The sequence below is a fragment of the Variovorax sp. 10N412 genome, from assembly GCF_056394985.1.
This window is the reverse complement of sequence record NZ_JBFTIO010000017.1, coordinates 35,860-56,910: the sequence shown is the minus strand read 5'-3', so window position 1 is coordinate 56,910 and position 21,051 is coordinate 35,860. Positions and strand designations below refer to the sequence as shown.

Here is a 21,051-nt window from a genome sequence, read left to right as displayed (position 1 = left end):
TCAGCTGTGGTCGACATAGCCACCCAGCCGGCCGCAGTGCAGGCAGCCGAAGACGAACACCGCGATGCCGCGCTTGCGCGACGGCGTGTCGAGCAGCCATTGCCAACCGGTGTCGCCGCCGAGGTCTGCCTCGTCGCAGGTGGCGCGCACGAAGTCGCTGGCCGCCTCCGACGCGAGCAGGGCGCGGTCGACATGCTCGATCTCGCCGAGAAAGCGGCCGGCGTCGTTGCAGTGTGCCCACCACTGCTCTTGCTGGTAGCTGAAGAAGCTGGGCGTGCGTTGCGACACCTCGGCCACCACGGCGGCGGGCAGCTCGGCCTCGCCCATGCCGATGGACGCCGCGTCGTTGAACTCGCCGTCGAACTTGGCCGCGGCCGAACCGTCGGCGATGCACCACGGGCAGAAGTTCGATGTGTCGCCCACCGCGTAGAAACTGCCGCCGTAGACGTAGCCCGTGGCCTTGCCGCAGCATGCGCAGGCCTCGCCCGACGTGCGCAGCACGCCCGACGCGAAGGGGTCGGCGTAGTAGCGGAACTCGGGCAGCGCACGCGCGGGGTCGGGTTGCGCGGCTTCGGGTACGCGGGCCTGGTCGATGGCGGCCCGCAGGTCGGCTGCGTACGGCTCGCACCACGTGCCGGCGAACGCGTCGAACATGTAGATTTCTTCAGCCACCACGCCCGTCGCCTCGTCGCGCAGCACGAACAGCTGCTGCAAGAGCGTGTAGTCGTGCGCGATGCTGATGCCGTTGCGCGCAAAGCGCGCGTCCTTGAGCGCCAGCTTGGTGTAGTGCGCGATGTCTTCGCCGGTGCGCTTCATCTGCTTGCGGTCGGTGGCGTCGAAGACCGGGTGCAACTGCCATTCGCCGTCGCTGCGGCGCGGGTCGCCGAAGGTGCCGCCGTTGGAAGCGGCATAGCAGGCCTTGAGGACCGGCGGCAGCACGACGCCGAGCTTTTGTTCGAGTGCATGGAGTGCGCTGTCGGGCGCGGGCGGTGGCGGACGGTATCTGGACATGGCAATGAAGGGTTGCTGACAAAGGTGTTTGTACCCGCCTTCTAGAATCCGACCCCCGGCGGCTGCGCGCTGCCCGCCTGGAGCGCAACGCTCCCTTCCCGCTTTTCTCTTTTCTCTCTTTTTTCTCTTCGATGCCTTCCAGATTCCGACTCGCTTTTTCCTCTGCTTTCCTGGTTCTTTCACTCTCCTCGCTGGGCACCGCCTCGGCGGGCGAGCCCATGGCGTTCCTGCACGCCGGCGGCCAGGCCGAGGGCATGCAGGTGCCCGCATTGGACCGTGCCGTGGTGCGCTTCGCGGGCATGGCGTCGGGCTCGTACTTCTGGCAAGAAGGCCTTGTGGCCGAACAGCTGATCGACGGGCTGGCCACCGCCATGCACCGCAAGGAACTCGCGTTGCCCGGTGAGCGGCGTTTGCTGTCGTCGTACCGCCGGATGAATGACGGCGCCGAGCGTGCCGCCGTGCTGGTCGACGACCGCAGCGGCGAAGTGCTGGCCGCCGCGCTGGTGCATCGCGGCTGCGGCGCCGCGCCGACCTGCCGCGGCGACGACCAGCATGCGGAGCTGGTGGTGTTCCTGCGTCCCGGCGTCGATCGCGCCGAGGCGCAGCCGCTGCTGACCTGGAGCACGCAGGTGCCGAAGGACGACCTGGTCTCCGGCGCGGACGAGAAGATCGTGCGCACCGACTACGTCACGCTGGACGCAGCGCACATGGCGGCCCGCCCCGCGAAGCGGCCCACGGGCTTTTCGGCGCAGGTGCCGCTGTACCCGAACGCGCAGCTCCACAGCACCTACCAGCAGATGGTGAGCAACGCCAAGGCAGGCCGCGTGATGCGCCTACAGACCACCGACAGCCAGGAGCAGGTGATCGCCTTCTACAAGCAGCTGTCGCCGCCGCTCAAGGACTTCGTGTCCCACGTGAACGGCCCCACGGGCTTCATCGCGGGCAGCAGCAAGGGCGTGGCCTTTGTTGTCAATCTGACGCACGGGCGCCGCATGCCCGCGGTCACCAACATTGAAATGGAACTCGCCGAATGAACGCACCGCTTGCCAGAACCGTCGTCGCGTCGCTGCTGTTCGCTTGCGCGCTCGGGGCCCAGGCACAAGGCGCGCAACCTGATGCCTCGGGGGCCGTCACCACCGAGTTGCCTGCGCCGCCGCTGCGCCTGAGCGAGCAGCCGGGCATTCGCGCTGCGGTGGTCGCGATGGTCGGCTATGCGCGCGGCAGCTACACCGAGCCCGACAGCCTCATTGCGCAACAGGTGCTCGAGGGCATGCGCTCCAGGCACGACATCACGCGCACGGTGTGGCCCGACGGCCGCAAGGTGATCGCGTCAGTCAACGGCGGCGACCACGGCGAGAAACGCGCCGCGATGCTGATCGACGCCGAAGGCAAGCTGCTGGCGCTCGGGTTGGTCAACGGCCATTGCAAGGCGGCGGCGGAGCGCGACAAGCCCGACGTATGCAACCCGGCACCGCAGACCGTGCTGTCGATCTTCCAGCCCGCCGGCGCCAGGCAGGCAGACGCCGCGCCGCTGGTCGTCTGGGGCAAGACGCTGCCGGCTTTCCTGGCGGCCATGGCCGAGAGCGACGACCCGGCAAAGGCCGCGGACGCGCAGAAGATCGCCAGCGTCGAGTACATCGTGGGCCAGCCCGATGTGCCGGGCTGGCGCAAGGATGAATTGCCGCCGGGCTTTCCGGCGTCGTTGCACCCGCTGCTGGTGCAGGCGGGCGAAGTGAACAGCACGGCCAGCGCCGGCAAGATCGTGCGGCCCAAGGCGCTCGCGGGCAAGCCGATGCGAACCGACTACCAGCGCTCGCAACGCAACGAGCCGCAGCTGCCCGACGCCGAAGTGACGCTGCGCAGCTACGCCGAACTCGGCGCGCTGGTCGACACCTACCGCGAACTCACCAAGGGCGCGAGCCCGGAGCAGGAGGGCCGCGAAATCGTCTTCAACGGCACCGACGGCGCCGGCCGCTACAGCGTTCGCTTGCGCGATGCGAAAGAGACCGGCGTGTTCATCACGGTGGCGAGCTGGAAGCGCAAGTAATCGCTCGGTCGCTGCGCACGGCCTCGGGCTGGACGACCTGGAGCCATGGCCACCGGGCCTGGTAGTCGCCGGCCTTCTTGAGGAACAGCTCGCGCATCGGCAGCATCGGGTTCATGCGCAGGATGCCCGCGGCCAGGTCGTCGAGCCCGTCGGGCGCATAGAGCGTTCCGTCGGCCAGGTCGATGCCGACGCGGGTGCACGCAATGAGGTAGCGGTCGATGCCGTCCCGCGTGGACCGAAGCTGCGGGTAGGGCGACTTGAAGCGCGCTTCGTACCAGAGGTGAACGCGCGCCTGGTTCTTCACCTCGACGGTCGCGCCCAGGTCGGCCACGGCCTGTTGCACGCGGCGGATGACGGCGTCTTCGGCGTCCCACGACAGGTCGGTGTCGTCGAAGTAGAAGACGTCGTAGTCCTTCACGCCCCAGCCGGGCGGTTTGCCGCAGCGATGGTTCCATGTCGCCTGGAAGAGGCTTCCGGCGGTGAGGAAACCCTGGGGCAGGCCGAGGCCGGGCAGGCGCGAGAGCAGGGCGGCGTTGACCGGGTCCTGCCTGGCCTGCGCGATGAACTGGGTGGGGGTCGATGTCATGGCTTCAAATGAAAAGAGGCCTGACGACCACCGCCGTCAGGCCTCGAATGTCGGTAGCCGCCCGGGGCGGGATCAGCCCACTTCGGCGATCAGCTCGATTTCCACGCAGGCACCCATCGGGATCTGCGCCACGCCGAAGGCGCTGCGGGCATGCGCGCCCTTTTCGGGGCCGAACACTTCGGCGAAGAATTCGCTCGCGCCGTTGGTCACGAGGTGCTGTTCGGTGAAGGTGCCGACCGAGTTCACCAGGCTCATCACCTTGACGATGCGCGTGACCTTGTTCAGGTCGCCCACGGCCGCGTGCAGCGTGCCCAGCAGGTCGATGGCGATGGCACGCGCGGCCTGCTTGCCTTCGTCGGTGGTGATGTTGGCGCCGAGCTGGCCGGCCCAGACCTTGCCGTCCTTCTTGGCGATGTGGCCCGACAGGAACACGAGGTTGCCGGTGCGCACGAAGGGCACGTAGGCCGCGGCGGGCGCCGAGACCGGGGGAAGGGTGATGCCGAGGCTGGAAAGTTTGTCGTAAACGCTCATGGAGACTCCTTGTCTTGAGAAAGTGATTGTGTCCGGGTTTGCGCCAGCGCCTCGACCACTTCCCCCACGGGCTGCACGGTCACGCCGACGCTCAGCGTGTGCCGGGCGCCGCCATGGAGTACACCGCGCATCGGTGACACGTCGGAGTAGTCGCGGCCGATGGCCAGCGTGACGTAGTCCTCGCCGGGCTGGCGGCCGTTGGTGGGGTCGAAGTCGGCCCAGCCGCCGGGGCTGCCGTTGTCCTCGCCGGGCAGGTACACCGACACCCAGGCGTGCGAGGCGTCGGCGCCCACCAGCCGGGGCTGGCCGGGCGGCGGCTGCGTGAGCAGGTAGCCGCTCACGTAGCGCGCCGGCAGGCCCAGGGTGCGGAAGCACGCGATCATGATGTGGGCGAAGTCCTGGCACACGCCCTTGCGCTGGGCGAGCGCCTCGACGGCGGGGGTGTTGATCTCGGTGCTGTCGGCGTCGTAGGCGAAGTCTTCGTACATGCGCTCGGTGAGGTCCATCGCCACGTCGAAGGTGGGGCGCCCGGGCACGAAGCTGGCGCGTGCGTAGGCCGCGAAGTCGTCGTGGCGCGGCACGTAGGGCGACGGAAAGACGAACTCCGAGGCCGCGTCGAAGGTGGCGTCCTTGCGAAAGCGAAAGCGCTCGCGCACCGTCTCCCAGGGCAGCTCGCGCGCAATGGCCGGCGACAGCACGGGCACCGAGGTCTCGACCACGCTCTCTGCCGTGACCACGAGCCGGTCGTGCGTGGACTCGAGCGCGAAGAAGGCGCGCGTGTTGCCGTAGAGGTCGGGCCGCTCGCCGCGCTGCGCGGGCGGCGGCTCGATGGCGAGCTTGTGGCTCACGAGGCGCTGCGAATCGGTGGCCAGCGGCTTCAGGTGGGCGAGGTGCTGCGCCGTTTCGACCGGCGGCGCGTACTCGTAGCGCGTTTCGTGGGTGACGTGGAGCAGCATGGCGCGTGGTGTGTGTGGATTACTTCGACGCGGCACCGAAGTGCGCGGCGTAGATCTTGGCGTAGGTGCCGTCGGTGCGGATGCCTTCGAGGCCCTGGTTGATCTTGGCGAGCAGCCCGGCATTGCCCTTCTTCACCGCAATGCCGTACTTCTCGACCGGAAAGCCCGCATCGCTCACCGTCTTGAAGCCGCCTGCGCTGTTGTTGGCGAGGTAGTGCACCACCACGCCGTTGTCGGCCACCACCGCCTGCACACCGCCGGCTTCGAGTTCCTTCAGCGCGAGCGGCGTGGACTCGAAGCGCTTGATGGCGGTGTTCGCCTTGCCCAGCAGCTTGCCGACCACTTCGTCGCCCGTGGTGCCGTTCTGCACGCCCACCCTGAGCGTCTTGAGGTCGTCGAACTTCGCCACGGGCGAATCGCTCTTCACGGCGATAAGCTGCTTCGCGTCGAAATACGGCTGCGAGAAGTCCATGGTCTGGCGGCGCTCGTCGGTGATGGTGATGGCCGACACCAGCAGGTCGCGGTCGCCCTGGTCGAGCGCATTGAAAATGCCTTCCCATGGCGTGTTCACGAACTTGACCTCGATGCCGGCCTTTTGCGCGACGGCCTTCACCACGTCGATGTCGAAGCCCACGATCTCGCCCTTGTCGTTCTGCGACTCGAAGGGGGTATAGGCGGCGTCGGTGCCGACCACGAGCACGCGGGCGGGAGCGGCGGCCGGTGCGGCGCTCGAGGCCGCGGGCGGGGCGGGCTCCTGCTTGCCGCAGCCGGCGATAGCGAGAGCCATGCACAGGCCCGAGGCGGTCAGTACGAAGCGGCGGTTGATGGCGGTGCAGCGCATGCGCGTCTCCTTGAATTTATCGTGGAACGCCGCGGAACCGGCTTTGCCGGGCCGCAGGCGTTGACCCCCCGCGAGGGGTGTGCGAAGCGACACGAAGTGTGCGAAGCATGGGGGAGTGCCCGTTCAAGCGCCTACGGAGCGCAGCGATTCCGAAGTCAGCGTGAAGTAGCGTGTGCCGATGGCGTCCGACACATGGTAGGCGGCACTCTCGCAGTTGGCGAGCAGCTCCAGAAGCGCTGGATAGTTCGCGTCGGGTCCGGCGGCGCAGAGGTGCTCCAGCGTCCAGCTGGACGGGTCGGGCAGTTCGTAGGACAGCGCGGTGAGCTTGCCCGGCGCGCTGCCGGCCAGCCGCGCGATGCGCCCGCGCAGGGTCTGCGTGACCCAGGCGAGCGAGCGCGGGTTCTCGGCGTCGAGCACCAGCAGGTCGACCATGGTGGCGACGTCGCGGCGCTGCTGGTAGCGCGCATGGAAGGTGATGGTGCTGTCGAACAGCGCCACCATGGCTTCGAAGCCGCTCACCTCATGCACGGCGCCGTTCTCGAAACCGGCCTCCAGCGCGTTCGACAGGAACCCCAGGCGCTCGATGTGGCGCCCGATGGACAGCAGCCGCCAGGCGTCGTCGCGCGTCATGCGGTCGGTCTGCGCGCCGGTCATGGCGGCCAGCGCGGTGCTGGCGGATTCGAGCGCGCGCAGCGCGGCGCTGGTGGCAAAGCTGCCTTCGCCGGCCTGCTCGGCGGCGCGGCGCAAAAATTCGGTCTCGGCGCGGACGATCTGGTTCCAGTTGTCCTGCGACAGGCGCTCGCGCACGGCGGCGGCCGCCTCGCGGATGCAGCGCAGGCTGTAGCCCACGCTGCCGCCATGCGCCACGTCGCCCAGCTCGGCCACGAGTGCGCGCTCGAACACGCGGCGCGACTGCGGCGCGCTCGGCGCCTCGGCCGGCACCAGCGCGTTGCGCAGCGCCATGCGGTGCAGCCATTCGAGCAGCGGGCGCGAGGACTGGTCTTCGCCGCCCAGCAGGTTGAGCGTGAGGCGTGCCAGGCGCACCGCGTTCTCGGCGCGCTCGGTGTAGCGGCCGAGCCAGAACATGTTTTCCGCCGCTCGGCTGGTGACGGGCGCGCGGTGCCGCGCGAGCGAGGCCGGCGTGGCGTGCGGCTGCAGCAGGGTGGTGCGGTCGACTTCGCCATGCGTTTGCACCCACACGTCGGCACTGCTGCCGCCGCGCTGCATGGAGGCGATCTGCGCGTCGGGGCCCGCGAGCCGGGCGAGGCCGCCGGGCAGCACGCGCCACGACTGCGCACCGTCGCTCACCGCGAACACGCGCAGCAGCATCGCGCGCGGCGCGATGTGGCCCGGGCCCATGTCATTGGCCCAGGTGGGCATCTGCGACAGCGGCAGGTAGCCCTGCACGGTGTGCACGTCGCCCTCGCGCACGATGCGCCCGGCCCATTCGTCGAGCTCGCGCCGGCCGAGCTGGCTGCCGAGCACGGCGTCGAAGCTGGCGCGGCCTTCGAAGCCGGGGTAGGTGGGCTTGATGGCGCAGTCGCCGAGCTGCGGCAGCACGGCCTCGAGCGCGGCGCGTTCACCGCACCACCAGGTGGGCAGCGCGGGGAGCTTGAGCTTTTCGCCGATCAGGCGGCGCGCCAGCCCGGGCAGGAAGCCCAGCAGGGCCGGCGATTCGAGGAAGGCCGAGCCGGGCATGTTCGCCACCAGCACGTTGCCGGCGCGAATGGCCTGCAGCAGGCCGGGCACGCCCAGGGTGGAGTCGGGGCGCAGCTCCAGCGGATCGAGGTACTGGTCGTCGAGCCGCTTGATGAGGCCGTGCACCGGGCGCAGGCCCTGCAGGGTCTTGAGGTACAGCCGCTGGTCGCGCACGGTGAGGTCGTTGCCCTCGACCAGCGTGATGCCCAGGTAGCGCGCCAGGTAGGCGTGCTCGAAGTAGGTTTCGTTGTACGGGCCGGGCGTGAGCAGCGCGATGTGCGGCGGCACGCCGGCCGGGCACATGCGCTGCAGCCCTTCCATCATGGCGCTGTAGGTGGCCGCCAGGCGCTGCACGTGCAGCGCCTCGAAGGCCTGCGGAAACTGCCGCGTGATGGCCAGGCGGTTCTCGAGCAGGTAGCCCAGGCCCGACGGCGCCTGCGTGCGCTGCGACACCACCCACCAGTTGCCGTCGGGGCCGCGCGCGAGGTCGAAGGCCGTGATGTGCAGCCAGGTGTCGCCGGGCGGCTTCACGCCGTGCAGCGCGCGCAGGTAGCCGGGGTGGCCGCTCACCAGCGCCGGCGGAATGAGTCCTTCGGCCAGCAACTGCTGCGGGCCGTAGACGTCGGCCATCACGCGGTCGAGCACGCGCACGCGCTGCAGCACGCCGGCCTCGATCTGGCTCCAGCTTTCGGGCGAGACGATCAGCGGGAACAGGTCGAGCGACCAGGGCCGCTGCGGGCCGTTGGCGTCGGCGTAGACGTTGTAGGTGACGCCGTTGTCGCGGATCTGGCGCTCGAGGCTGACGGCGCGCCGTGGCAGGTCGTTGAAGCCGCCCGGGCCGAGTTGCTCGAAGAAGGCATTCCAGGCGGGGGTGAGCGGCGGTTGTTCGCCGGACGGGCCTTGTGACTGAGACTGGGATTGCGATTGGGATTGGGATTGCGACGACTGCGTTTGAGACTGCGATTGCGGCAGGGGCAGCGGCGGGGCCGGCATGACCGGGCGTTCCGTGGCGGCGTCGTACAGCAGCGGAGCGGCGGCAGGGGCGGGTGCCGCGCCGGGCGCCGGCCGCGCGGGCACGACCGCCGTGGCCTTGCCGCGCAGTTCGTCGAAATGGCCGGGCAGCGCGGCCGGGGCGAGCGCCGACGCCAGGGCCGCTGGAAAGTCCAGTGCCTGGGCGTCGAACAGGGATTCGTTCAAAGGTTCCACAGGAGGGGGATTGTCACACCGCCGTCACGGGGTGTCCGTGGCAGCCGTGTGCGGAATGTCCCCTTATCGCCGCAGGTCCAGCGTGAACGGGAATTCGCGGCTGCCCGGCAACTCGATGGTTGCCGGCGGGGTGCGCATGAGGCCCGGCGTATGGCCGGTGCGCGTGAAGCGCGAATGGCGGCGGCTTTCGGCCTCGTAGGCGTTCACCGGGAAGGTGTCGTAGTTGCGTCCGCCCGGATGGGCCACGAAGTACTGGCAGCCGCCCAGCGAGCGCTTCATCCAGGTGTCGACCAGGTCGAAGGTCAAGGGCGCATGGGCCGGAATGCTGGGGTGCAAGGCCGAGGGCGGGTTCCAGGCCTTGTAGCGCACGCCGGCCACGAACTCGCCCGTGACGCCGGTGGGCTGCAGCGGCAGCACTTTGCCGTTGACGGTGATGACGTGGCGGCTTTCATTCAGGCCGGTCACGCGCACCTCGATGCGTTCGAGCGACGAATCGACATAGCGCACCGTGCCGCCCGCCGAACCCTCTTCGCCCATCACGTGCCACGGCTCCAGCGCGTTGCGCAGCGACAGCTCCACGCCCATGGCCTGCATCTGGCCGACCAGCGGGAAGCGGAACTCGAAGTGCGGCGCGAACCAGTCGGGATCGAACGCAAAACCGGCCTGGCGCATTTCGCTGATGACGTCGTCGAAGTCCATCTTGACGAAGGTCGGCAGCAGGAAGCGGTCGTGCAGCTCGGTGCCCCAGCGGGTGACGGGGGCCTTGTAGGGTTCGTCCCAGAACCGGGCGACCAGCGCGCGGATCAGCAGCTGCTGCGCGATGCTCATGCGCGCATGCGGCGGCATTTCGAAGGCGCGCAGTTCCAGCAGGCCCAGGCGGCCGGTGCTGGAGTCGGGCGAGTAGAGCTTGTCGATGCAGAACTCGCTGCGGTGCGTGTTGCCCGACACGTCGATCAGGATGTTGCGCAGCGTGCGGTCGACCAGCCACGCGGGCATGTTGGCGCCGTAGATCTCGCGGTTCTTGGCGATTTCCTGCAGGGCGATTTCGAGCTCGTAGACCTGGTCGTTGCGCGCTTCGTCCACGCGTGGCGCCTGGCTGGTCGGGCCGATGAACATGCCCGAGAACAGATAGCTCAGCGAGGGGTGGTTGTGCCAGTACAGCAGCAGGCTGGCCAACAGCTCGGGCCGGCGCAGGAACGGGCTGTCGGCGGGCGTGGCGCCGCCCATCACGAAGTGGTTGCCGCCGCCGGTGCCGGTGTGGCGCCCGTCGGTCATGAACTTCTCGGCCGACAGGCGGGTTTCGAACGCGGCGTTGTAGAGGAACTCGGTGTGCGCGACCAGTTCCTTCCAGTTGTGGGCCGGGTGGATGTTGACCTCGATCACGCCCGGATCGGGCGTGACGGCCAGCATCTTCAGGCGCGGGTCGCGCGGCGGCGGATAGCCTTCCATCACGATGCGCACGCCCAGGTCACGCGCGGTGGCTTCGACAGCCGCGACCAGGTCGAGGTAGTCCTCCAGGCGCGCCAGAGGCGGCATGAAGACGTAGAGCACACCCGAGGCGCTGCCCTTCTTCTCGGCCGACGGGCCGTTGGCGCGGCGCGGGTCGCGCACCTCGACGCACAGCGCGGTGCGCGTGACCCAGTGGGCGGACTCGCCGCGCAGCGGCTGGCGCGTGGCGGCATTGCCGATGTCTTCGGCGTCTTGGGCGGCGGCTGCGGGCCCTGTGCCTGCGGACGCAGTCGCGGCGGCGGCGCTTCCGGCACCCTGCATGCGCAGTGCCGCGGGCACCACCGGCGGCGTGCCGAAGGCGTACGGGACGGCGCCGCGGTCTCCTTGCGGCGCCGACGTCGAAGTCTCGGCATAGCGCGCGCGGTAGTCGGTGGCGCTCGGCAGCACACCGCGCGGCGCGGTCGGGTCGCGTTCGATCAGGTAGGGGTAGTCGCCCTTGCTCGCCCACGGCTGCGAATCGAGCGGCAGGCGGTAGCCCATGGGCGAGTCGCCCGGAATCAGGTACAGCCGGTCGTCGCGCAGGAACCAGGGGCCGGTCTTCCAGCCCGGGCCGGCGAGCGCAGGCGCGTCGCCATCGGCGTTGCCCGGCTCGATGGGCAGCATGTAGCCGATCACCGCGTCGAGCTTCTGCGTGAACACGCGGCGCAGGCGCACGCGTTCGAGTTCGTCGTCGAGCTTCGATTCGAAGGGGTCGACGTTCACCGGCAGGCGGCGTTCGCGCCAGAGGTAGTAGTAGGTGTCTTCGTAGCCGGGCTGGATGTAGCGCTCGGTCAGCCCGAGCTTGTGCGACAGCACGGTGGTGAAGCGGCGCGCGTCTTCGCTCGTGTAGTGCGTGGGAAAGCGTTCGTCGGCGAACAGCTCGTGGTCGTGCCACAGCGTCTGGCCGTCGGCGCGCCAGAAGATCGACAGCGCCCATCGGGGCAACTGCTCGCCGGGGTACCACTTGCCCTGGCCGAAATGCAGGAAGCCGCCGCTGCCGTATTCGGCGCGCAGCTTATGCACGAGTTCGGTGGCGTAGCCGCGCTTCGTGGGGCCGAGGGCGTCGGTGTTCCACTCGGGCGCGTCGCGGTCGCTGGTGGCCACGTAGGTGGGTTCGCCGCCCATGGTGAGGCGCACGTCGCCGGCCTTCAGGCGCGCATCGACTGCGTCGCCCAGGGCCAGCACTTCGGACCATTGCTCTTCGGTGTAGGGCTTGGTGACCCGCGGCGATTCGTAGATGCGCGTGACCTTCATCTCGTGGCCGAACTCGACCTCGGACTCGTCGACGCCGCCCTCGATGGGCGCGGCGCTCGACGGCGACGGCGTGCAGGCCAGCGGAATGTGGCCTTCGCCGGCCATCAGGCCCGAGGTGGCGTCCAGGCCGATCCAGCCGGCGCCCGGCAGGAACACCTCGCACCAGGCGTGCAGGTCGGTGAAGTCGACCGTGGTGCCGCTCGGGCCGTCGAGCGACTTCACGTCGGGCGTGAGCTGGATCAGGTAGCCCGAGACGAAGCGCGCGGCCAAGCCCATGTGGCGCAGCAACTGCACCAGCAGCCAGCCCGAGTCGCGGCACGAGCCGCTGCCGCTGGCGAGCGTTTCTTCCGGCGTCTGCACGCCGGGTTCCATGCGAATCAGGTAGTTGACGTCCTGCTGCACCTGCTGGTTGATGCCCACCAGGAAGTCGATGGTGCGCTGTTCCTTGCGGTCGACCTTGTCGAGGTAGGCCTCCAGCAGCGGTGTGACCGGGTCGGCCACGAGGTAGGGCGCGAGCTCTTCGGCCTGCGAGGCCGTGTACTTGAACGGGAAGTTCTCGGCCTGCGGCTCGAGGAAGAAGTCGAAGGGGTTGTAGACCGCCATCTCGACCACGAGGTCGACGGTGACCTTGAATTCGCGCGTTTTCTCGGGGAACACGAGCCGCGCCTGGTAGTTGGCGAACGGGTCCTGCATCCAGTTGACGAAGTGCTCGGCGGGTTCGACCCGCAGCGAGTACGAGATCACGTTGCTGCGGCAATGCGGCGCGGGACGCAGGCGCACGACCTGCGGGCCCAACTGCACCAGGCGGTCGTATTTGTAGTGAGTGACGTGGTGGAGAGCGGCGTGAATGGACATGCGTTTTTGTGTGCAGTACTGACAGATTGCATCGAAAAGATGTCTCTGGTGAGACGCATACTAGCCCAGATGCCAAGCAATTAACGCGCCATTGAGCGCGACCTGGGGAGGGTTTGCATCATGGGGATGGGGGGCTCGAGTTGACGTCGTTTCGCACGGCCGGCGGTGCTGTGGCCGGTGTTGCGCGCGGCGCAGGCACCTTCGCCGCACTGGGCGGCTCGCTGCTTGGCGCGGCCTTGCAGCTGCAGCAACCGACGCTGTGGCCGGCATGGCTTTATGCCGCATTGCTGCTGGCTGCCGTGGCTGGCCTCGCGTGGCGGCGCTTGCCGGCGCAACTGCTCGTGACGATCGCGCTCGTGTGCGGCGCCATGGCTGGCGCGGGCCTCGCGGGGTGGCGCGCCGTGGCCTATGCGCAGGGCGCGCTGCGTCCCGGACTCGAAGGGCGCGACCTGCAGGTGACCGGCGTCGTCGCGGAAATGCCTCAACGCAACGAGGCCGGCGCGCGATTCCGTCTGGACGTCGAATCCGCGCGCTGGGCCGACCGCACCGAAGGCACGCCGCCGCTCGTGCCCGACCGCATCGCGCTCGGCTGGTATGCCGAAGACCTCGCCGATGCGCCGCATGCCGGCGAGCGCTGGCGCTTCACGGTGCGGCTCAAGGCGCCGCACGGCAACCGCAACCCGCATGGCTTCGACGGCGAGCTGTGGATGTGGGAGCAAGGTCTGCATGCCAGCGGCTACGTGCGCACAGGTGCGCGCGACGCGGCCCCGGCCCTGCTGTCGACCACATGGCTGCGCCCGGTCGAGCGCGCACGGGAATCGGTGCGCGACGCCGTGTTCGCGCGGGTGCCCGACCGCGGCCAGGCGGGTGTGATCGCGGCCCTGGTCACCGGCGACCAGAGCGCCATCGACCGCGCGGGCTGGGACGTCTTTCGCGCGACGGGCGTGGCCCACCTGATGTCGATCTCGGGCCTTCACATCACCATGTTCGCCTGGCTTGCCGCGCACGTCGTCGGCTGGCTCTGGCGGCGCAGCACCCGGCTCATGCTGCGCGTGCCGGCGCCACAGGCCGCGCTGGTCGGCGGCTTGCTGCTGGCCGCGCTGGTCGGCGGCTTGCTGCTGGCCGCGCTCTATGCGCTTTTCAGCGGTTGGGGCGTGCCCTCGCAGCGCACGGTCTGGATGCTCGCGACGGTGGCGTTGCTGCGCCTCACCGGGCGGCGCTGGCCCTGGCCGCATGTGTGGCTGCTGACGGCCGCCGTGGTGGTGGCGGCCGATCCGTGGGCGTTGATGCAGGCGGGTTTCTGGCTCAGCTTCGTGGCGGTCGGCGTGCTGTTCGCCGCCGATGCGGCGGTGCCCGGAGAGAAGAATACGCATGCGTCTTCGCGGCTCTTCCAGTTCCTGCGCGAGCAATGGGTTATCACGCTGGCGATCACGCCGCTCGGCCTGCTGCTGTTCCAGCAGGTGTCGCTGGTCGGCTTGCTGGCCAATGCGGTGGCGATTCCGTGGGTCACGCTGGTCGTCACGCCGCTGGCGATGCTCGGTGTGGCCGTGGCGCCGTCGTGGGACCTCGGGGCCCAGGCCGTGCGGTGGCTCACGCTGCTGCTGCAATGGCTCGCCGGCCTTCCCTGGGCCACGGTGTCGATGGCGGCGCCGCCCGCGTGGGCGGCCGCCTTTGGCGTGGCGGGGGGCATGCTGCTGGCGATGCGACTGCCGTGGTCGCTGCGCGCGCTCGGCGTGCCGCTGCTGCTGCCCGTGCTCCTGTGGCAGGCGCCCCGGCCCGCCATTGGCGACTTCGAACTGCTCGCGGCCGACATCGGGCAGGGCAATGCGGTGCTGGTGCGCACCGCGACGCACAGCCTGCTGTACGACGCCGGTCCGCGCTACAGCCTCGACAGCGACGCCGGCCATCGCGTGCTGGTGCCGCTTTTGCGCGCCCAGGGAGAACGCCTCGACATGCTGGTGCTGAGCCACCGCGACAGCGACCACACCGGCGGCGCGCCGGCCGTGCTCGCGATGCAGCCGCAGGCGGCCCTGCTGAGCTCCATCGAGGCCACGCATCCGCTGCAGGCACTTCGCCCGGCGCAGCGCTGCGAAGCGGGCCAGCGCTGGACTTGGGACGGTGTGAGCTTCGAGGTGCTGCATCCGTTCGACGCCGACTACCGCAGCTTCACCCGGCCCAATGCCGTGTCGTGCGTGCTGCGCATCGGCAACGGCCGCGCCACGGCGCTGCTGGCGGGCGACATCGAGCGCCTGCAGGAGGCCGCGCTGGTCGCGCGCACGCCGGATCTGCTGCGTGCCGACGTGCCGCTGGCACCCCACCACGGCAGCAAGACCTCGTCCAGCGCACCGTTCCTCGACGCGGTGCGCCCGCGCATCGCGCTGGTCCAGGCCGGCTACCGCAACAGGTTCGGCCATCCGGCGCCGGAGGTGCTCGACCGGTACACACAGCGCAACGTGCGGCTGGTCGAGAACACCCGTTGTGGCGCGGCGCACTGGTCGAGCGCCCGGCCGGCCGACGTGCGCTGCAAGCGCGAGCGGCGTGCGCGGTACTGGCAGCACCGCCTGCCGTCAGAACCGGGCTGACTTTTTGGTCAGGTCGGATTTGCAGGTGCTTTTGAATGCCCAAAAGCGTGAACAAATTGTTAAAAATGACGGGTAAAGAACGGACCGTGTCATGCCTTTGTGAATCCGATGCGTTGTGTACCTTCGTATTCATTCCGAAAGGAAACACCATGCGCTCCCCTTGCAATTTCAGGCAGCCGCCGTTCGTCGGACCGTGCCCATGACCGCCGAATCCATCTCCGCCATGACCGGCCACGGCAGCGACGCGCCCGGGGCGCCGGCCCCGGAGGCCCCCGGCGCGCGCCTTCGCACGCATCGGGAAGGCGCGGTGCTGGTCCTGACGCTGAGCAACCCCAAGGCGCGCAACGCGCTCAATCCGTCGGTCTACCGCGCCGCCGCCCAGGCCGTGCGGGCCACGGCGGGGTTTCGCACCGTGCGCGCCATCGTGCTGACGGGCGAGGGTGCGCATTTTTCAGGCGGCGGCGACCTGAAGCGGCTTGCCCGGCAGCGCAAGTTCCCGGTGGAGGAGCAGCGCGGCCACATCGACGCGCTGCACGAATGGATCATGGCGCTGCACGAGGCGCCCCAACCGGTGATTGCCGCCGTCGAGGGCGCGGCCATGGGCGGCGGCTTCTCGGTGTGCCTGGCCTGTGACCTCATCGTGGCCGCCGAGGACGCCAAATTCGCCATGTCGTACGTCAACATGGGCCTGTCGCCGGACGCCGGCGGCACCGATTCGCTGGCGCGCGCGCTGCCGCCGCAGGCCGCCCTGGAGATGCTGCTCGACGGCACGCCCGTCAGCGCCGAGCGCCTGCACGGCTGGGGCGTGGTCAACAAGGTGGTGCCCAGCGGCACCGCCTATGCAGCGGCGCTCGAATGGGCGCAGCAGCTCGCGCGCGGCCCTTTCGAGGCCCAGGCCCGCATCAAGCAGCTGGTGCACGGCGCGCGCGGGCGCAGCCGTCGCGAGCAGCTCGACGCGGAGCGCGAATCCTTCCTCGCCAGCCTCTACGGCGACGAGAGCGGCGATCGCATCAAGGCATTTCTTTCGCCCCGCAAAAAGCACACGGCGAGCGAAGGGCCCGCGGCGCAGCCTGGAAAATAAAAGCCGTCAGCCCCGTCTCCTGGCCTGGCATAAGGGGTTCTACTGGCCTCGAACTTGCTAAGCTATGGCTCTAGGAGATTGGTCGTTCCATGCACAAATTCGATGAGATGTATGAGCAGTTGCCCTATTCGGGGGCTGCGATCCGACAGCACTACAAGCGCTACGACCAATGGCTTGCGAAGCAACCCGGCGAGGTGATGCGTTCGAGGCGCGAAGAGGCGGAAATGATATTCCGCCGGGTCGGGATCACCTTCGCCGTCTACGGCGCGAAGGATGAAGACGGCTCCGGCACCGAGCGGCTCATTCCGTTCGACCTGCTGCCCCGGATCATTCCCGCCCACGAGTGGGCGAGCATGGAAAAGGGGCTGGTGCAGCGTGTCACGGCGCTCAACCGGTTCCTGCACGACGTCTACCACGACCAGGACATCATCAAGGCCGGCATCATCCCGGCCGAGCAGATCCTGAACAACGCGCAGTTCCGCCCCGAGATGATGGGCGTCACGGTGCCGCACAACGTCTACTCCAACATCTCGGGCATCGACATCGTGCGTGCCCCCGATGCCGACGGCAACGGCGAGTACTACGTGCTCGAAGACAACCTGCGCGTGCCGAGCGGCGTGAGCTACATGCTCGAAAACCGCAAGATGATGATGCGGCTCTTCCCCGAGCTCTTCAACCAGAACCGCATCGCGCCGGTCGCGCATTACCCCGACCTGCTGCTCGAAACCCTGCGCGCGAGCGCGCCGCCCGCCACGGCCGAGCCCACGGTGGTGGTGCTCACGCCCGGCATGTACAACAGCGCCTACTTCGAGCACGCCTTCCTCGCGCAGCAGATGGGTATTGAACTGGTCGAGGGGCAGGACCTGTTCGTCAAGGACGACTTCGTCTACATGCGCACAACGCGCGGCCCCAAGCGGGTCGACGTGATCTACCGCCGCGTGGACGACGACTTCCTCGACCCCGACGTGTTCCGCTCCACCTCCACGCTCGGCACCGCCGGCCTCATGCGCGCCTACCGCGCGGGCAACGTGGTGATCTGCAACGCTGTGGGCACCGGCGTGGCCGACGACAAGTCGATCTACCCCTACGTGCCCAAGATGATCGAGTTCTACCTCGGCGAAAAGCCCATCCTGAAGAACGTGCCCACCTACATGTGCCGCAACAAGGACGAGCTGCAGTACACGCTCGACAACATGAAGGACCTGGTCGTCAAGGAAGTGCACGGCGCCGGCGGCTACGGCATGCTGATCGGCCCGGCCGCCACGCAGGCCGAGATCGAGGACTTCAAGAAGGCCGTGATCGCCAAGCCCGACGGCTACATCGCCCAGCCCACGCTGAGCCTGTCGACCTCGCCCACCTTCGTTGACGCGGGCATTGCGCCGCGCCACATCGACCTGCGCCCCTTCGTGCTCTCGGGCAGCGAGGTGCAGATGGTGCCCGGCGGCCTCACGCGCGTGGCGCTGAAGGAAGGTTCGCTGGTGGTCAATTCGTCGCAGGGCGGTGGCACCAAGGACACCTGGATTCTCGAAGCAGAGCGCGCGCCCAAGGCGCAATCGCAGTCGCAAAGCCAGTCGTCGTCGGTCTGAGTGCAGGCAAGGAACTAGGAGAACACACGATGCTTTCACGCACCGCAGACCACCTCTACTGGATGTCCCGCTACACCGAGCGTGCCGAGAACACCGCGCGCATGCTGGACGTCAACTACCAGACCTCGCTGCTGCCCCAGTCGGCCGAAGTCGCCAAGTACGGCTGGCAGGGCGTGCTGTCCATCAGCGAGCTGCTGCCGCTCTACAACAAGAAGTATGAGCAGATCGCGCCCAACGAGGTGATGGAATTCATGGTCAAGGACGAGAGCAACGCCTCGTCGATCGTCTCCTGCCTGAAGGCTGCGCGCGAGAACGCGCGCGCCGTGCGCGGCGCGCTCACCACCGAAGCCTGGGAAACGCAGAACACCACCTGGCTCGAAGTGAACCGCATGCTGCGCCAGGGCGACTTCGAGCGCGACCCGGGCCAGTTCTTCGAATGGGTCAAGTTCCGCTCGCACCTGTCGCGCGGCGTGACGCTGGGCACCATGCTGCAGGACGAGGCCTTCTACTTCTCGCGCCTGGGCACCTTCCTCGAGCGCGCGGACAACACCGCGCGGCTGGTGGACGTGAAGTTTCACGCGCTGAACAGCGAGTTCTTCGGTGCCGCCACCGAGGAAGACCAAGAGTACGACTTCTATCACTGGAGCGCGATCCTGCGCAGCGTCTCGGCCTTCGAGGTGTACCGCAAGGTGTACCGCGACGTGATCAAGCCCGAGCGCGTGGCCGAGCTGCTGATCCTTCGCGCGGACATGCCGCGCTCGCTGCATGCGAGCCTGGCCGAGGTGGTGAGCAACCTGGCCAAGGTGCAGAACGAGCAGAGCGCCGAAACGCAGCGCCGTGCCGGCAAGTTGCTGGCCGACCTGCAGTACGCGCGGGTCGACGAGATCCTGGCGACCGGGCTGCACGCCTACCTCACGCAGTTCCTCGATCGTGTGAACGAACTGGGCGGGCGCATCAGCCAGGACTTTCTGGTTCCGGCGCACTGAGCACGGGGCAGTTCGTCGATCGTTCTCAGCGCGAGAACGATTCGACGGCCACCGGAATCCCTGGCGCCTCCCAGCGGTAGGCGCCCCCCAGCACATTGCGCTCGGGCTTCTGCCCGTTCCACCGGATGTGCAGCATGTCCATCAGCGTCCACCCCGTCCAGTCCGCGCGGAACGGTTGCTGGGCGGCATCCGGCAGCCAGGGTTGCTGGTTGCGCCACACCACTGCCGGAATGCGGTAGCCCGAGGCGGTCGACGGGCTGTGGCCCGCGCGGTCGCTGACGTGGCCCACCTCCTGCCCGTGGTCCGACAGGTACATCCAGGCCCTGTATTCGTCCGGCTTGCCCGCGGTACGGGTCTGCTGCAGCAGCTCCGACACCACGAAGTCGTGGTAGAGCAGCGCGGCGTCGTACTCCTGGCGAAAGCGCCGCACCCAGGCAGAGCGGCCTTCCTTCACCAAGCCGCTCTCGACCGCGTCCGCGTCGTCGTCGAAGGGGTTGGCATTCGCCGGAAAGCGCAGGCTGTAGTGCGGGTGCGCGCCCATCAGGTGAACCACGATCAGCTTGCGGTCGGTGCTGGTGTCCGCAAAGGCCTCCTGCACGCAGTCGAGGATCTCGCCGTCGAGTGACGCGCTGGCGCGACCGGGCGTGCGGTTGACCATGTCGACCACGTCGGCGAAGCGCGCGTGCTGCTGCTCGATGGCCAGGTCGTCGTGGTTGCTGATCCACCAGACCTTGTAGCCCGCGGCGCGCGCCAGGGCCAGCACGTGCGGCGGGTTCTCGCTGTCGGGCAGCCCGAAATGGAACATGTTGCGCAGCGAGGGCAGGGTGCTGGCGTCGACCGACCATGCGTTCTTCAGCACAGTCATCTGGTCGCCGGTCTGCGCCTTGTGCGCCTGCAGGCGCGGCGTGGTCGGACGGCCGTAGCCGTACAGGCCCATGTTGTCGCGGTTGATGCTGTCGGTAATGACCAGCACCACGGTGGAAGGTCCCGCCTGTGTGACGACGGGCGCGATGGCCTGCGCCTGCGCCGTGAGGCGGTCGCGCTGCTTCTGCTGGTCGGCCCAGGCGGCCTGCAGCGTGTGAAGGGAGTCCACCCACTGGGTCCAGAAGATCGCAGGATGCAGCCGGCGCCATGGCTTGCTCGCATAGGCCACGCAGGACACGAGCAGCGCGAGCACGACCAGCCCCGTGATCCAGCGTGACAGGCCGACCCTGGAGGCCGAGGCGCGCGCGCCGCGCCGGGCGAACATGCCCACCAGCACGCCCGCCGCGACGACCACCGCACACCACACGACCGCCGAGCGCCAGTGCATCCGGAGGTACTCGCCGCTTTCGCGCGCATTGGTGTTCGCCGCGGCGCCCAGCACCATCGCGCCGTCGGGCGCGGCCTGGTAGGTGTCGAGCAGGTAGGCGCGCACCGCGCCGTCGAGCGCGAAGCCCATCACCCAGAGCCAGACGAGCACCGCGCGCAACTGCCGCATGCGCGCGCTGCGCAACGGCCACAGCAGCCACAGCACTGCGGGGGCGGCCAGCACCGCGAGCTGCGCGATGCGGCGGCCGTCGTGGCCCAGGGCGATGAGCGCCAGCAGCGTGGCGCCGACCACGCCGCAGGCGAGCAGGGCGCCGCGGCCGGACGCGCGGCATGGCGGGGAGGGGTGCGAGGGAAAGGTGGTCAAGCGGTCGGCGCGCGGCAGGGTCGGGGCGGGCGCATTCTGCCGTGCGACATATGCGGCGTGCCTCGGTGCCCCGATGGCCGCGAGGTGCTTTCAGGGAAATGCCCGCGGAACTTATCGGGCCTCGGGCTCCCAGACGGGCTCTCCCGGCACCGCCGGACATTCTTCACGCTTGAGAGAAAAGGAAGCTCCGCTCCATGTCCAGATTCATTCGCCTGCCCGCCTTGTTGCTCGCATTCGCCCTCTCGTGGATGACCTTGCCGTCCGCCTCCGCCTCCGCCGCACAGCAGCAACAGATGGTCAGCGTGGCCGTGAAGACGCTGAACATGCGCACCGGCCCGGGCCCGCGCCACGAGACGCACTGGACGGTGAACAAGGGCTACCCGTTCAAGGTGATCGGCAGAAAAGGCGAATGGCTGCACGTCAGCGACTTCGAGGGCGACAAGGCCTGGGTGTTCCGCCGCATGACCGACAAGACGCCGCATCACGTCGTGAATGCCCGGGCGGCCAACCTGCGCCGCTCGCCGAGCACGCGCAGCCCGGTGGTGATGAAGGCGGGCTACGGCGACGTGCTGCGCACGCTGGAGCGCCGCGGCGACTGGCTCAAGGTGCGGCACGAAGACGGCGCCACCGGCTGGGTGTCGAAGCGCCTCACCTGGGGCTGGTAGACA

The 21,051-nt window shown here is 68.9% G+C and carries 15 protein-coding genes; 7 read left to right on the top strand and 8 right to left on the bottom strand.

Going from position 1 to position 21,051, the window contains the following annotated elements; translation table 11 throughout:
- Nucleotides 1–1,011, bottom strand: a complete 1,011-nt coding sequence (locus AC1DJH_RS27605) for a CbrC family protein (RefSeq protein WP_472118255.1) — start codon at nt 1,009–1,011, stop codon at nt 1–3.
- A gap of 131 nt (nt 1,012–1,142) precedes the next feature.
- On the opposite strand from AC1DJH_RS27605, the gene AC1DJH_RS27600 reads away from it, so the two are divergent.
- Nucleotides 1,143–2,045: a hypothetical protein gene (locus AC1DJH_RS27600; RefSeq protein WP_472118253.1), complete on the top strand. Its 903-nt coding sequence runs from the start codon at nt 1,143–1,145 to the stop codon at nt 2,043–2,045.
- Nucleotides 2,042–3,058 (top strand): hypothetical protein, encoded by a 1,017-nt coding sequence (locus AC1DJH_RS27595; RefSeq protein ID WP_472118251.1) that lies wholly within the window; start codon nt 2,042–2,044, stop codon nt 3,056–3,058. The genes AC1DJH_RS27600 and AC1DJH_RS27595 overlap by 4 nt, the downstream gene beginning before the upstream one ends.
- Here the strand turns inward: AC1DJH_RS27595 and AC1DJH_RS27590 are convergent.
- From AC1DJH_RS27590 to AC1DJH_RS27565, 6 genes are all read right to left on the bottom strand, one after another.
- Entirely contained in the window at nt 3,030–3,644 is a 615-nt protein-coding gene (locus AC1DJH_RS27590) for a nucleotidyltransferase family protein (protein WP_472118247.1), read from the bottom strand. The genes AC1DJH_RS27595 and AC1DJH_RS27590 overlap by 29 nt on opposite strands.
- A gap of 72 nt (nt 3,645–3,716) precedes the next feature.
- Complete coding sequence (locus AC1DJH_RS27585) at nt 3,717–4,175, bottom strand: RidA family protein (RefSeq protein ID WP_435440138.1); 459 nt, start codon at nt 4,173–4,175, stop codon at nt 3,717–3,719.
- Entirely contained in the window at nt 4,172–5,131 is a 960-nt protein-coding gene (locus AC1DJH_RS27580; RefSeq protein ID WP_472118244.1) for a transglutaminase family protein, read from the bottom strand. Before AC1DJH_RS27580 ends, AC1DJH_RS27585 begins: the two co-directional genes overlap by 4 nt.
- Nucleotides 5,132–5,150: 19 nt before the next feature.
- Nucleotides 5,151–5,972 (bottom strand): basic amino acid ABC transporter substrate-binding protein, encoded by an 822-nt coding sequence (locus AC1DJH_RS27575; protein WP_478187888.1) that lies wholly within the window; start codon nt 5,970–5,972, stop codon nt 5,151–5,153.
- A gap of 123 nt (nt 5,973–6,095) precedes the next feature.
- On the bottom strand, nt 6,096–8,876 hold the full coding sequence (locus AC1DJH_RS27570; RefSeq protein ID WP_472118239.1) for a circularly permuted type 2 ATP-grasp protein: 2,781 nt from the start codon (nt 8,874–8,876) through the stop codon (nt 6,096–6,098).
- Between the two features lie 63 nt (nt 8,877–8,939).
- Nucleotides 8,940–12,473 carry a transglutaminase family protein gene (locus AC1DJH_RS27565; RefSeq protein WP_472118237.1) on the bottom strand — a complete coding sequence of 1,178 codons (3,534 nt, stop codon included), beginning with the start codon at nt 12,471–12,473 and terminating at the stop codon, nt 8,940–8,942.
- Between the two features lie 140 nt (nt 12,474–12,613).
- On the opposite strand from AC1DJH_RS27565, the gene AC1DJH_RS27560 reads away from it, so the two are divergent.
- The 4 genes from AC1DJH_RS27560 to AC1DJH_RS27545 all read left to right on the top strand — a co-directional run bounded on the left by AC1DJH_RS27560 (nt 12,614) and on the right by AC1DJH_RS27545 (nt 18,708).
- A complete protein-coding gene (locus tag AC1DJH_RS27560) occupies nt 12,614–15,055 on the top strand; it encodes a DNA internalization-related competence protein ComEC/Rec2 (RefSeq protein ID WP_478187887.1) in 2,442 nt (813 codons plus the stop codon).
- A gap of 199 nt (nt 15,056–15,254) precedes the next feature.
- Complete coding sequence (locus AC1DJH_RS27555) at nt 15,255–16,136, top strand: oxepin-CoA hydrolase, alternative type (RefSeq protein WP_472118231.1); 882 nt, start codon at nt 15,255–15,257, stop codon at nt 16,134–16,136.
- A gap of 89 nt (nt 16,137–16,225) precedes the next feature.
- Nucleotides 16,226–17,722: a circularly permuted type 2 ATP-grasp protein gene (locus AC1DJH_RS27550; protein WP_472118228.1), complete on the top strand. Its 1,497-nt coding sequence runs from the start codon at nt 16,226–16,228 to the stop codon at nt 17,720–17,722.
- Between the two features lie 29 nt (nt 17,723–17,751).
- Nucleotides 17,752–18,708, top strand: a complete 957-nt coding sequence (locus AC1DJH_RS27545) for an alpha-E domain-containing protein (protein WP_280809968.1) — start codon at nt 17,752–17,754, stop codon at nt 18,706–18,708.
- Nucleotides 18,709–18,733: 25 nt separating this feature from the next.
- Here the strand turns inward: AC1DJH_RS27545 and AC1DJH_RS27540 are convergent, their stop codons facing one another.
- Nucleotides 18,734–20,383 carry a sulfatase-like hydrolase/transferase gene (locus AC1DJH_RS27540; RefSeq protein ID WP_472118225.1) on the bottom strand — a complete coding sequence of 550 codons (1,650 nt, stop codon included), beginning with the start codon at nt 20,381–20,383 and terminating at the stop codon, nt 18,734–18,736.
- Between the two features lie 194 nt (nt 20,384–20,577).
- On the opposite strand from AC1DJH_RS27540, the gene AC1DJH_RS27535 reads away from it, so the two are divergent.
- On the top strand, nt 20,578–21,048 hold the full coding sequence (locus AC1DJH_RS27535; RefSeq protein ID WP_472118222.1) for an SH3 domain-containing protein: 471 nt from the start codon (nt 20,578–20,580) through the stop codon (nt 21,046–21,048).
- Nucleotides 21,049–21,051 lie beyond the last annotated feature (3 nt).